Origin of the sequence: Enterobacter cloacae complex sp. 342H5 (genome assembly GCF_050030905.1) — a bacterium.
Classification (GTDB): Bacteria; Pseudomonadota; Gammaproteobacteria; order Enterobacterales; family Enterobacteriaceae; genus Enterobacter; species Enterobacter intestinihominis.
This window is the reverse complement of sequence record NZ_JBLGVB010000001.1, coordinates 4,467,202-4,479,877: the sequence shown is the minus strand read 5'-3', so window position 1 is coordinate 4,479,877 and position 12,676 is coordinate 4,467,202. Positions and strand designations below refer to the sequence as shown.

The window sequence follows — 12,676 nt, the reverse complement described above, 5'->3', positions numbered from 1 at the left end:
AAAGTGTGATATCAATCACATTTCTCTCTGCGGATGTTAAGGGTGTGTAGCAGATGACCGGTTGCACCCCTCCGAATTGAGTAGGAGAATGGATGCTGAAAAGTTGATCCATACTATGCGTAAGGTCCGCTGTTTGTGGTGCAATTGCAGGCTCACTTCCGTGGTTGTTCAGGAATACCGTCGTGTTTAAACAAAACCGTGCTACCCACGCGTCGCCACTGCCTGCGGGCATTGTGGAACTGTCGGTACACAGACCGCCTCACATTTCACATGCCACGCCGGATTTTCTGGCGGAAGAGGTCCCCGTTGCCCTGGTTTACAACGGGATTTCGCATGTGGTGATGATGGCCTCGCCGAAAGATCTCGAGCTGTTCGCCATCGGTTTCTCCCTCTCGGAAGGCATCATTGCGCATCCGCAGGAGATCTACGGCATGGACGTCGTACCGGCCTGTAACGGTCTCGAAGTGCAAATCGAACTCTCCAGCCGCCGCTTTATGGGGCTGAAAGAGCGCCGCCGGGCGCTGGCCGGACGTACCGGCTGCGGCGTGTGCGGTGTTGAACAGCTTAACGATATCGGCAAACCCATTATCCCGCTGCCGTTCACCCAGACGTTCAATCTGGCGCATCTTGATCGGGCGCTTGAGCACCTGAATGACGTTCAGCCCATCGGCCAGCTCAGCGGTTGTACGCATGCGGCGGCGTGGGTATTGCCGTCGGGGAGCATTGCAGGCGGGCATGAAGATGTTGGCCGCCACGTCGCGCTGGATAAGCTGCTGGGCCGTCGCGCTCGGGAAAACAACGTCTGGCAGCAAGGGGCCGCGCTCGTTTCCAGCCGCGCCAGCTACGAGATGGTGCAAAAATCCGCCATGTGCGGCGTGGAAATTTTGTTTGCGGTGTCAGCGGCAACCACGCTGGCGGTTGAAGTGGCGGAGCGCTGCAACCTGACGCTGGTGGGGTTCTGCAAGCCAGGCAGGGCGACAATTTACACCCATCCGCAGCGATTAATTGTTAATCAGTAATTTTGAATGAGTATAGCAAATCCTTCCGCTTTTAGTTGTTCATGATGAGGTCTAGTATTTATCTCATCAAGGCACGGTGCCTTATCTAAACAACTTAACGAAAGGGTTTATCTCATGAAAAGCATCAAAACTTTTGTCGCAGTAATCGCTCTGGCTACATCTTTCGGTTCTTTCGCTGCGCAGACTGTGACCGCATCCGCCTCTACGCTGGACGGTGCAGAAGCTAAAATCGCCGCACAGGCTCAGGAAGCGGGCGCGTCATCCTACAAAATTACTCAGGCATTCACCGGTAACCGCGTACACATGACCGCTGAACTGAACAAATAATTTCGCAGTACCGTCGAAAGAGCGCCCCTGGGGCGCTTTTTTAGTTTATGCCCACCAGACGCAGCAGCGCCGTCACCACCGCCGCCGCGACGATCACCACAATTAACGGCATTTTGCGCCAGGCCAGAAACACCGCGAACCCCACCCCCAGCACGCGCGCCATCCCGGCAAAATGGTCCCCTTCATAAAACGTTGTCGCCAGCGCGACGGAGAACAACAAAACGGTAGCCGCATCTGAAAGCAGCGCCTGCGACCGTTCAGAAAGCGCCAGCCGGCTGCCGAGTTTTGCCCCGCCGAGACGCATCAGATAGGTTCCGGCAGAAAGAATGGCGATGCCGAGAATAAAGACCGTCATGTTTTCCATTATTTTTTCCTCGCGGCAAGGCCGAGCAAAGAGAGCAGCACCGGCAGGCCCACCGGTGCGAACGGCACGGCTGCCAGCGACAACAACGCGCCGCTACAGGCGCGGATCAGCGTGGTACGGTTTTTAAATGCCGGCACCACTAACGCCAGCAGGATCGCCGGGAACACCGCGTCCAGCCCGATGGTTTCCGGGTCTGGCAGTAGCTTGCCGACCATCGCCCCCAGCACCGCGCCCAGCGGCCAGATGATTGCCACGCCTAACCCGCACAGCCAGTAGGCCGCTTTACGCTGCTCGGCGGATTTTTGCGACAGGCCAAACACCACGCTTTCATCGTTCATGATATGACAGCCCAGAAAGCTCAGGCCGCGCTTGCCCACCAGGTCACGCACCGTCACGCCGAACGGCACATGGCGCGCGTTTACCAGTAAACCGGCTGCGGCCGCCGCCAGCGGATTGCCGCCGCTCGCCACGATGCCGATGAACATAAACTCGGATGCGCCTGCCAGCACCGTGAGGGAGAGAACAAACGGCACCCACAGCGGGAAGCCGTAGGCCATCGCCAGTGAGCCATAAGACATGCCGACCACGCCCACCGCGAGGCAGACCAGGACGATCGCTTTTATCGTGTCGCCTTTCAGGCAAGAGAGGTGATTCTTCATACCATTTTAGCCATATCGAACGTATTTCCATTATAATGAACGCATCAAAAACGTTTTACAAGGCGAACGATTCGTTCGTTATAGAGAGTATGAGGCCGTTATTATGACGCAGCCAATCAGCGTAATCGCCAGAAGCCTGGTGCGAGAACGCCTGCGAACCGGACTTTCGCTGGCGGAGATCGCCCGCCGTGCCGGGATCGCCAAATCCACGCTTTCACAACTGGAGTCTGGCAACGGCAACCCTAGCCTGGAAACGCTCTGGTCGCTTTGCGTGGCGCTGGATATTCCGTTTGCCCGGTTACTGGAGCCACAGCAGCCCGTCACGCAGGTGATCCGCCGCGGCGAGGGCACAAAAGTTGTCGCCGGGCAGGCGAACTACGAGGCGATTTTACTCGCGGCGTGTCCGCCGGGGGCGCGTCGTGATATCTACCTGCTGCTGACTCAGCCGGGGGCAGACCGTATTTCCCAGCCGCATCCGCCAGGGTCGGTTGAGCATATTATCGTGACCCAGGGGCGGGCGATGGTCGGCCTGATCGACGCGGCGGAAGAGCTCGGCCCGGGAGATTACATTTGCTACCCTGCTGACCAGCCGCATATCTTTAAGGCGCTGGAGCCAGATACGCACGCGCTGCTGGTGGCGGAACAAAACTAACGAAGATACGGAAAATCATGTCGCTTAAAGCCATTGCCAAAGAACTGGGGCTGTCTGTTACCACCGTCAGCCGCGCCCTCAACGGGTATGACGACGTTTCTGCTGAGACGCGCGCCCGCGTGGAAGCGGAGGCCCAGCGCCGTGGCTACCGACCAAACACCTTTGCCCGCCGCCTGAAGATGGGCAAAATCGACGCCGTCGGGCTGGTGTTTCCGGTGCATCCTGTTCCGCTCAATAATAGCGTCTTTATGGACATGGTCGGCGAAATTAGCCACGAACTGGCGCGACATGAGATTGACCTGCTGCTCATCGCTGACGACGATCTGGCGGACAAACACAGCTATATGCGCATGATGCAGAGCCGACGCGTGGATGCGCTGATTGTCGCTCATACGCTGGATCACGATCCGCGTCTTGAGCAGCTTCAGGCCGCCGGGTTCCCCTTTCTGGCGCTCGGCCGCAGCCAGCTGCCGCAGCCGTACGCGTGGTTCGATTTCGACAACTATGCCGGTACGTATCAGGCCACCCGCTGGCTGATCGAGAAAGGCCATCAGCGCATTGCGCTGCTGGGCGAAAGCAACAACCAGGCATTCATCACCCAGCGTCGCCAGGGCTTCCTGAACGCGCTGCGGGAAGCCGGTCTTTCCAGCGAATGGCTGCGCGCCTTGCCCCCTTCGCGCCGCGTGGGGTATGCCACCACGCAAGAACTTCTCTCCCTGCCGCAGCCGCCCACGGCCATCATTACCGACTGCAACACTCACGGCGACGGTGCAGCGATGGCTCTGGCGCAGATGGGGCGCTTAACCGGTGAAAATGCCGTCTCGCTGGTGGTCTATGACGGTTTACCGCAGGACAGCATTGTCGATATCGACGTCGCGGCGGTGATCCAGTCTACCCGTCAGGGCGTCGGGAAACAGATTGCCGATATGGTGCGCCAGCTGATTAACGGCGACGACATTGATACGCTTCAGGTGCTCTGGCAGCCGGAATTTTCCCCAGGCCAGACGGCCTGATTACACCAAAAATTCAAAACTCGATCACAGATCCGAAACGTTGTGGTTTATATCCGAAACGTTTCGGATCAACACTCAGGACATCCCGATGACAGGAGATGTCCGATGCAAGATGCCATTTTTCGACTTGAAAGCAATACGGTTGACGTGGTGCTAAAAACCCATCCGTTCGCCGAAATTCTCTACTGGGGACCGCACCTTCACCACTTTTCGCCGCAGGATGTCGCTACGCTGGCGCGGCCGGTTGCTAACGGCAGGCTGGACGTCGACTCGCCCGTCACGCTGATGGCAGAGCTGGGGCACGGCCTGTTTGGTTCGCCCGGCATCGAGGGGCATCGCCAGGGGCTGGACGGTTCGCCTGTCTTCACCACCACAGGCGTACAACAGCAGGGGCAAACCCTGACGGTAACGGCGGAAGATAAACAGGCGGGCCTGCGCCTGACCAGCGAGCTGGTGCTGGATGCCAGCGGCGTATTAGTGGTGCGCCATGGGTTAACCAACCTGAAAACGCAGGCGTGGCAGGTGGATCGCTTTGCCGTGACGCTCCCGATTGCCGAGCGCGCGCTGGAGGTGATGGCCTTCCACGGACGCTGGATCAGGGAGTTTCAGCCGCACCGCGTGATGCTTGAACATGACAGCTTTGTGATTGAAAACCGCCGGGGTAAAACCTCCCACGAACATTTCCCGGCGCTGATCGCCGGTACGCCATCGTTCAGCGAAATGCAGGGCGACGTCTGGGGTGTGCATCTGGGCTGGAGCGGCAACCACCGCCTGCGCGCAGAGGTGAAAACCGATGGCCGCCGCTATATGCAGGCCGAAGCGCTCTACCTGCCGGGTGAAATGGCGATTGAAGAGGGGGAAACGCTCTGGACGCCGCGCCTGTATGCCAGCCACTCCCCGCACGGGCTGAATGGCATGAGCCAGCAGTTCCACCGCTACCTGCGCGATAACGTTATCCGCTTCCCGGAAGATAAACCGCGCCCGGTGCATCTCAACACCTGGGAGGGGATCTACTTCGACCACGATCCGGACTACATCATGCGCATGGCCGACGAGGCCGCAGCGCTGGGCGTGGAGCGCTTTATCATTGACGACGGCTGGTTCAAAGGCCGCAACGACGACCACGCCGCGCTGGGCGACTGGTATCTGGACGAGAAAAAATACCCGAACGGCCTTAAGCCGGTAATCGATCACGTTAAACAGCTCGGCATGGAGTTTGGTATCTGGGTTGAGCCGGAGATGATTAACCCGGATTCCGATCTGTACCGCGCGCACCCTGACTGGGTGCTGGCGCTGCCGGGCTACGCCCAGGCGACCGGGCGACATCAGCTGGTGCTCAATCTTAATATTCCGCAGGCCTTTGATTATCTGGTCGAGCGCATGAGCTGGCTGCTGGGCGAACACGCGGTCGACTACGTGAAATGGGACATGAACCGCGAGCTGGTGCAGCCCGGGAACAAGGGCAAAGCCGCAGCCGATGCCCAGACGCGCCAGTTTTATCGCCTGCTGGACGTGCTGGGCGAGCGTTTCCCGCACATTGAGTTTGAATCCTGCTCCTCCGGCGGCGGGCGAATCGATTATGAAGTGCTGACCCGCTGCCACCGCTTCTGGGCGTCCGACAATAACGACGCGCTGGAGCGCAACACTATCCAGCGCGGCATGAGCTACTTCTTCCCGCCGGAGGTGATGGGGGCGCATATCGGTCATCATAAATGTCACGCTACCTTCCGCCAGCACAGCATTCAGTTCCGCGGACTGACGGCGCTGTTTGGTCACATGGGGCTGGAGCTGGATCCGCTCACCGTCGACGCGCAGGAGCGTGAAGGCTATCGACATTACGCCGCGCTGTATAAGCGGTGGCGCGAGGTCATTCATCACGGCACCCAGTGGCGCGTGGATATGCCGGACGCCACCACCCTGGCGCAGGGTATAGTGAGCGAAGACAAGACGCAGGGGCTGTTTTTGGTCAGCCAGCTCGCGATGCCGGATTACACCCTGATGATGCCGCTGCGCATGCCGGGGTTAGACGCCAGCGCGCAGTACCGCATCACGCTGCTCGATCACCCGAACATTCAGATTACGGGCGAGGGCGGGCACACCATGCGCAAGCTGCCGGCGTGGATGGACGCGCCGCAAACGGTAAGCGGTGAATGGCTGATGCAGGCGGGTATTGCGCTGCCAATTCTGGATCCGGAAACCGCCATTCTGATTGGTGTGGAACGCGTGTAAGGGTGACGGGCCGGGCAACCGGCCCTCCGTTGAGGATAAAAATAATGAACACAACAACCTGTACCCACAAAGACAACCCTAACTTCTGGATCTTCGGGCTGTTCTTCTTTCTCTACTTCTTCATCATGGCCACCTGTTTTCCGTTCCTGCCGATCTGGCTGTCGGACATCATCGGCCTGAACAAAACACATACGGGGATTGTTTTCTCCTGCATCTCGCTGTCGGCCATTGCCTTCCAGCCGGTGCTGGGGGTCATTTCGGACAAGCTGGGGCTGAAAAAACACCTGCTGTGGATAATCTCGGTGCTGCTGTTCCTGTTCGCGCCGTTCTTCCTGTACGTCTTCGCCCCGCTGCTGAAAGCCAATATCTGGCTGGGGGCGCTGAGCGGTGGGTTGTATATCGGCTTTGTCTTCTCAGCGGGTTCGGGGGCGATTGAGGCCTACATTGAACGCGTGAGCCGCAACAGCTTTTTTGAGTACGGCAAGGCGCGCATGTTCGGCTGTCTCGGCTGGGGGCTGTGCGCCTCAACGGGCGGCATCCTGTTCGGCATCGATCCGTCGTATGTTTTCTGGATGGGGTCGGCGGCGGCGCTGTTGCTGATGCTGCTGCTGATGGTCGCGAAACCGAAGCCCAACCAGACGGCGCAGGTCATGAACGCCCTGGGCGCGAACCAGCGGCAGATCACTGCTAAAACCGTGTTCAACCTGTTCCGCCAGCGCAGAATGTGGATGTTCATCCTGTACGTGATTGGCGTGGCCTGCGTATATGACGTCTTCGACCAGCAGTTTGCTACCTTCTTCAAAACCTTCTTCGCCACGCCGCAGGAGGGGACCCGCGCCTTTGGTTTCGCCACCACAGCGGGGGAAATCTGTAACGCGATCATCATGTTCTGCTCGCCGTGGATCATTAACCGCATCGGTGCGAAAAACACGCTGCTGATTGCCGGGGTGATCATGGCGACGCGCATTATCGGATCGTCGTTTGCCACAACCGCCGTGGAGGTGATTGCCCTGAAGATGCTGCACGCGCTGGAAGTCCCGTTCCTGCTGGTGGGGGCATTCAAGTACATCACCGGGGTGTTTGATACGCGCCTGTCGGCCACCATCTACCTGATTGGCTTCCAGTTTGCCAAACAGTCGGCGGCGATTTTCCTCTCCGCCTTTGCCGGGAATATGTATGACCGGGTCGGCTTCCAGGAGACGTACCTGATGCTGGGCTGCTTCGTGCTGGCGATTACGGTTGTGTCGGCGTTTACGCTGAGTGGCAGGCGGGAGATAGCTGCTACCGCAGGGGCAGCAGCGTTAACACATCAGTCCAGGTAAAACACCTCGTTCAGCTCCGTGCTCACCGGGCTGTTATCCGGGTTCGACGGCATGACGTCACCCATATGCTTCCACCAGCGCTGGCAGACGTCGGTATTCGCTACCGCGTTCCAGCGCTCTTCCGATTCAATCTCCACTGTCGCAAACAGCAGGTTGCGGGCTTTGTCGAGGTAAATGGCGTAGTGGTGCGCGCCGTGGGCTTTCAGTACCGCTTCCAGCTCAGGCCAGATCGGGTTGTGGCGGCGCGCATACTCCTCGTGCGCATCCGGGTTTACCTGCATCACAAACGCTTTGCGGATCATAATGCCTCCAGGTACAGCTCGCGGACCTCATCGCGGCTGGCGGTACGTGGGTTGCACGGCGCGCACGGGTCAGCGAGCGCTTTATCCAGCCAGCCTTCAATATCGGCTTTGGTCACGCCGAGCTGGCTAAATCCGGACGGAATGCCGACCCGGGCGCTCAGATCGCGAATCGCCTGAATGGCGGACATGCTGGCCGCTTCGTCGCTCATGCCGCGCGTGTCAACGCCCATCGCCTGCGCCACACGGGCGAATCGGGCGACCGCGTTCGGGCGGTTAAAGTTTTCGATGATCGGCAGCAGGATGGCGTTGCACACGCCGTGCGGCAGGTTGTGCGTCGCGCCCGGCTGGTGCGCCAGAGCATGCACCAGCCCCAGCCCGGCGCTGTTAAACGCCATGCCCGCCAGATACTGCCCAAAAGCCATCTGCTCGCGCGCTTCCAGGTTGTGACCGTCGTCGACCGCTTTCGGCAGCCAGAGGTTGATCAGACGAATGGCTTCCAGCGCGTTGGCATCGGTCAGTGGGTGTGCGCCCACGGAGACGTAAGCTTCAATGGCGTGGGTTAGCGCGTCCATGCCGGTTGCGGCGGTCACGGAGGCCGGAATATCGAGCATCACGCTGGCATCGTCCACGGCGATATCCGGGATGATGTTCGGGTCGATAATCACCTCTTTAACCTGACGCGCGGAGTCGATGATCACCGCGTTGCTGGTCATCTCCGCTGCCGTGCCTGCGGTGGTGTTGATCGCCACCAGCGGCACGCCCGCGTTTTTTACTTTGCCGACGCCGGAGTAATCGGTTGACGGACCGGGGTTGGCGGTGAGGATTTTGATTGCCTTGGCGGTATCAATCGGGCTGCCGCCGCCAAAGGCAATCAGGTAATCACACTCCGCATCCTGATATGCCGCATAGCCTTTTTGCACCAGCGCTTCCGTCGGATTCGGGAATACTTCATCGAACAGGTGATACGACATCTGATGGGCGTCGAGCGCGGAAAACAAACTGTCGAGCAGGCCCAGCTTCACCAACTGGCCGTCGGTGACAATCAGCGCTTTTCCCCACTGTTTGTTTGCCACCAGATTGACCATATCGCCGATCGCGCCCGCGCCGTGCAGGCTGATTTTGGGGAGTGCCAACATAAAGCTCATGATAATTCTCCTTAATATGCTTTTGAGGTAATCCGTTCCCCTCACCCTAACCCTCTCCCCGGAGGGGAGAGGGGACTGCTTGGTGCGGCTTTTCACCCTCTCCCCTCAGGGGAGAGGGCAGGGGTGAGGGGCAATTTAATTCCGTCTTCGCTGCATCATCCGGCGGGTAATAATCGGCAGCGAAATCACCACGATCAGCATCGCGCCGATAATCACCGACATCACAATGCCGGGCACGTTGAGCAGGCTCAGGCCGAAGGTCACCAGCCCCATCAGGAAGGCGGCGATAATCACGCCCACCATGCTGCCGGACCCACCGAGAATATTGACGCCGCCGAGCACCGCCATCGTCACCACCGCCAGCTCCCAGCCCATCGCGATGGTCGGGCGGGTGCTGCCCAGACGCGAGGTAAGCAGCACCGACGCCAGGCCGGACATCAGCCCAACCAGTGCGAAGAGGATCAGGTTGTGGCGCTTCACGTTGATGCCGGAGTACCACGCGCCGGTCGGGTTGTTGCCGATGGCGTAGGTGCGGCGGCCAAAGTTGGTGCGGTGCAGCACAAAGGCAAACAGAGCGGCCAGCACGATAAACAGCGCGAATTCAAACGACAGCGCGCCCCAGACGTAGCCCTGGCCGAACCAGGCGAAGCTCTCAGGGTAGCTGTTCAGCGCCTGGTCCCCGAGCAGAATGTAGGTGATCCCGCGGTACAGGCTCATCGTGCCGATGGTGATGACGATGGACGACAGGTTAAAGCGCGTCACCAGAATGCCGTTGAACAGCCCGCACAGTAGCCCGACGCCTAATCCGACGCAGACCAGCAGCGGCGTATCGACGCCCGCCGCCGCGCAAAAGCCCATCACCGTGGAGCTGAGCGCGATGGTGGAGGCTACCGACAGGTCAATTTCCCTGGCGATAATCAGCATCGCCATCGGCAACACGATGATCGCTTTTTCGGTGAAGTTGAACGTCGCGTCGGAGAGGTTCCAGATATTGAGAAAGTAGGGTGAGGCGAGCGCGTTCACCAAGAACACCGCCAGCGTCACCGCCAGCAGGAACCCCTCCCAGCACAGCAGACGCTGGAAGATGCCCGGCGCAGAAGTGGGTTTGATTGCTTCAGATGTCATCATTTTGCTCATGATTTCACCGCCAGTTTCTGACGTGCCAGCGCCGCATCGCGCAGTATCAATCGGCCTTTACGTTTATTGCCGCGCTCGTTCAGCAGCACCGCTATCACAATTACCGTGCCGGAAATCGCCATCTGCCAGAACGGTGAGACGCCGATCACCGGCAGGGCGTTGTTAATCACCCCGAGGAACAGTGCGCCAAACAGACAGCCGAGCACGCGCCCGGTGCCGCCCATGGTGCTGATCCCCCCAATCACACAGGCTGCCACCACCTGCAATTCAAAACCGTTAGCGACGTCAACATACGCAACGGCAAAGCGCGATATCCACAGGTAGCCGCAGAACCCGGCCAGCAGACCGGAAAGGCAGAAACTAATGAACTGCATTTTTCCGGCGTTGATCCCGGTGTAGTACGCTGCCGTGGCATTACCGCCTGCGGTGTAGAGCGCTCGTCCGGTGCGGCTGTAGCGCAGGAAGTAGCCCACCAGCAGCAGCGCGGCGATGGCGCACCAGCTCAGCACCGGCAAGCCCAGCACTGACGCACGTGGCAGGCCGAGGAAATCTGTACCCATCTGGTTTGAGTTCACCCAGCCGCCGCCGGAGAGCAAAAAGATTATTCCGCGGTAGATGCTCATGGTGCCGAGCGTTACCACAATCGCCGGAATGCCCAGCTTCCACACCAGCAGGCCGTTTATCGCGCCCATCAGCAGCCCAAGCACGCTGGCAAGGATCAGCAGCGCCCAGACGGGCACGTCCGGGTAATGGAAATTAATCAGGGCGACAATCATCCCGGTCAGGGCCAGATTGGCCGCCATCGACAGGTCGATGCCTTTCGTGAGCAGCACCATCATCTGCCCGAGCGCGAGGACGATCAGAATGGCGGTGTCGTTAAACATCTCCACCAGGTTGCCCGGCGCGATAAACGATGGCACGCGGCTGCCAATGGCGACGATCATCAGGATAATCACCGCGCCCAGCAGGGCTTCGCGGTGTTTTAAGAGTGAGCTAAGCATTATGCCGCCTCCTGTTTTGCACCGCTGGCGGCGCTGACGATGGTTTCCGCCGTCGCGTCTCCCGCCTGGTACTCGGCCACCATCAGCCCCTCGTGCATGACGATAATGCGATCCGCCATGCCCATCACTTCCGGCAGTTCGGACGAGACCATAATTACCGCCAGCCCCTGACTGACCAGCTCGGACATAAACTGATGCACGGCTGCTTTTGAGCCGATATCGATGCCTTTTGTCGGCTCATCGAGGATAATCACGTCAGGGTGCGTCGCCAGCCATTTGCCGATCACGACCTTTTGCTGGTTGCCGCCAGAGAGGGTCTCCACCGCCTGCTTCCAGCTGAAGGCTTTCACTTGCAGGCGTTTGGCGTACTCGTCCGCCAGCTTCCATTCACGGTCGTCATGCAGCACACCGTTCGGATTGAGCTTGCTGAGCTGAGGCAGGCTGATGTTCTGGGCAATCGGCAGGGCGATAATCGCCCCCTGTTTCTGTCTTTCTTCCGGCACGCAGACGATACCGGCTTTGATCGCATCCGCAGGCTGGCGGAAGCGCCGGGGCTGTCCGTTGAGGATAATTTCCCCGGACGATGGCCGCGTGACGCCGGAAAGCGCCTGCATCAGCTCGGTACGCCCGGCCCCCACCAGCCCGTAAAAGCCGAGGATTTCCCCTTTACGCAGGGAGAACGAGATATGCGCAAACTCGGTCGGATGGCAGAGGTTTTTCACCTCCAGCACCGTCTCGCCTTTTTCGCAGTCGATTTTAGGGAAAGTTTGGGTAATGGCGCGCCCGACCATCATCGACACCATCCGCTCCTCGGTGATCTCATTTATTGCACCTGCACCGACGAACGCGCCGTCGCGCAAAATAGTGTAGTGATCGGCCAGCTCAAAAATCTCGTCGAACTTGTGGGAAATAAACAGGATGGCTTTGCCCTCCTGCTTTAAGCGCTCCACAATCTGGTAAAACTCGAGGATTTCATGCTGCGACAGCGCCGCCGTGGGTTCATCGAGGATCACCACCTGCGCCTCAAACGACAGCGCGCGGGCAATCGCCACCATGTGACGCTGGGCGATGCTCAGGGTTTTCAGCGTCGCGCGCGGGTCGATTTGCACTTCCAGTCGCGTGAGGATCGCCTGCGCCCGGCGGTGCATTTCCGGCCAGTCGAGCTTTTTCAGGAAGCCTTTGTGAAGGTACTGACCGACAAAAATATTCTCGGTGACCGAGAGTTCATCAAACAGCACGGTTTCCTGGTGAATGGCGGTGATGCCCATTTTATGCGCCGACTCCGGCGTCGGGAGATGAACGGGGATCGCTTTATAGAGAATTTCGCCCTCGTCGGGCTGGTAAATGCCGGTCATCACTTTGACCAGCGTCGACTTGCCCGCGCCGTTTTCGCCGATAAGCGCCGTCACTTTGCCGGGCCACAGCGCAAGCTGCACGTTCTCAAGGGCACGCACGCCGGGGAACACCTTGGTGATGCCAGAAAGCTGTAGCAATGGGGTCATGATA

General features: G+C 59.2%; 13 protein-coding genes. 6 read left to right on the top strand and 7 right to left on the bottom strand.

What is annotated here, in order from left to right:
- Window positions 1-182: 182 nt before the first annotated feature.
- Complete coding sequence (fdhD, locus tag ACQG03_RS21375; protein WP_032626930.1) at window positions 183-1,019, top strand: formate dehydrogenase accessory sulfurtransferase FdhD; 837 nt, start codon at window positions 183-185, stop codon at window positions 1,017-1,019.
- Window positions 1,020-1,133: 114 nt separating this feature from the next.
- Entirely contained in the window at window positions 1,134-1,346 is a 213-nt protein-coding gene (locus ACQG03_RS21370) for a DUF1471 domain-containing protein (RefSeq protein ID WP_003861966.1), read from the top strand.
- Between the two features lie 40 nt (window positions 1,347-1,386).
- On the opposite strand, the gene ACQG03_RS21365 is transcribed toward ACQG03_RS21370, so the two are convergent.
- Window positions 1,387-1,710, bottom strand: coding sequence for an AzlD domain-containing protein (locus ACQG03_RS21365; RefSeq protein ID WP_063163771.1), 324 nt, complete (start codon window positions 1,708-1,710; stop codon window positions 1,387-1,389).
- Window positions 1,710-2,369, bottom strand: coding sequence for an AzlC family ABC transporter permease (locus ACQG03_RS21360; protein ID WP_063163770.1), 660 nt, complete (start codon window positions 2,367-2,369; stop codon window positions 1,710-1,712). The genes ACQG03_RS21365 and ACQG03_RS21360 overlap by 1 nt, the downstream gene beginning before the upstream one ends.
- A gap of 103 nt (window positions 2,370-2,472) precedes the next feature.
- Between ACQG03_RS21360 and ACQG03_RS21355 the strand changes: the two genes are divergently transcribed.
- The 4 genes from ACQG03_RS21355 to ACQG03_RS21340 all read left to right on the top strand — a co-directional run bounded on the left by ACQG03_RS21355 (window position 2,473) and on the right by ACQG03_RS21340 (window position 7,585).
- Window positions 2,473-3,021 carry a helix-turn-helix domain-containing protein gene (locus tag ACQG03_RS21355; protein ID WP_023305101.1) on the top strand — a complete coding sequence of 183 codons (549 nt, stop codon included), beginning with the start codon at window positions 2,473-2,475 and terminating at the stop codon, window positions 3,019-3,021.
- A gap of 17 nt (window positions 3,022-3,038) precedes the next feature.
- Window positions 3,039-4,034, top strand: a complete 996-nt coding sequence (locus tag ACQG03_RS21350) for a LacI family DNA-binding transcriptional regulator (protein WP_063163769.1) — start codon at window positions 3,039-3,041, stop codon at window positions 4,032-4,034.
- Between the two features lie 105 nt (window positions 4,035-4,139).
- On the top strand, window positions 4,140-6,263 hold the full coding sequence (locus tag ACQG03_RS21345) for an alpha-galactosidase (protein ID WP_063163768.1): 2,124 nt from the start codon (window positions 4,140-4,142) through the stop codon (window positions 6,261-6,263).
- Between the two features lie 44 nt (window positions 6,264-6,307).
- Entirely contained in the window at window positions 6,308-7,585 is a 1,278-nt protein-coding gene (locus ACQG03_RS21340; protein WP_063163767.1) for an MFS transporter, read from the top strand.
- Here ACQG03_RS21340 and rhaM read toward each other — a convergent pair.
- From rhaM to ACQG03_RS21315, 5 genes are all read right to left on the bottom strand, one after another.
- Window positions 7,573-7,887, bottom strand: a complete 315-nt coding sequence (gene rhaM, locus ACQG03_RS21335) for an L-rhamnose mutarotase (protein ID WP_063163766.1) — start codon at window positions 7,885-7,887, stop codon at window positions 7,573-7,575. The genes ACQG03_RS21340 and rhaM overlap by 13 nt on opposite strands.
- Window positions 7,884-9,032 (bottom strand): lactaldehyde reductase, encoded by a 1,149-nt coding sequence (fucO, locus tag ACQG03_RS21330; protein ID WP_022649823.1) that lies wholly within the window; start codon window positions 9,030-9,032, stop codon window positions 7,884-7,886. Before fucO ends, rhaM begins: the two co-directional genes overlap by 4 nt.
- Window positions 9,033-9,167: 135 nt before the next feature.
- Window positions 9,168-10,169 (bottom strand): ABC transporter permease, encoded by a 1,002-nt coding sequence (locus ACQG03_RS21325; protein WP_032622004.1) that lies wholly within the window; start codon window positions 10,167-10,169, stop codon window positions 9,168-9,170.
- Window positions 10,166-11,170: an ABC transporter permease gene (locus tag ACQG03_RS21320; RefSeq protein ID WP_063163765.1), complete on the bottom strand. Its 1,005-nt coding sequence runs from the start codon at window positions 11,168-11,170 to the stop codon at window positions 10,166-10,168. Before ACQG03_RS21320 ends, ACQG03_RS21325 begins: the two co-directional genes overlap by 4 nt.
- Window positions 11,170-12,672, bottom strand: coding sequence for a sugar ABC transporter ATP-binding protein (locus ACQG03_RS21315; protein ID WP_023305095.1), 1,503 nt, complete (start codon window positions 12,670-12,672; stop codon window positions 11,170-11,172). The genes ACQG03_RS21320 and ACQG03_RS21315 overlap by 1 nt, the downstream gene beginning before the upstream one ends.
- Window positions 12,673-12,676: the final 4 nt, after the last annotated feature.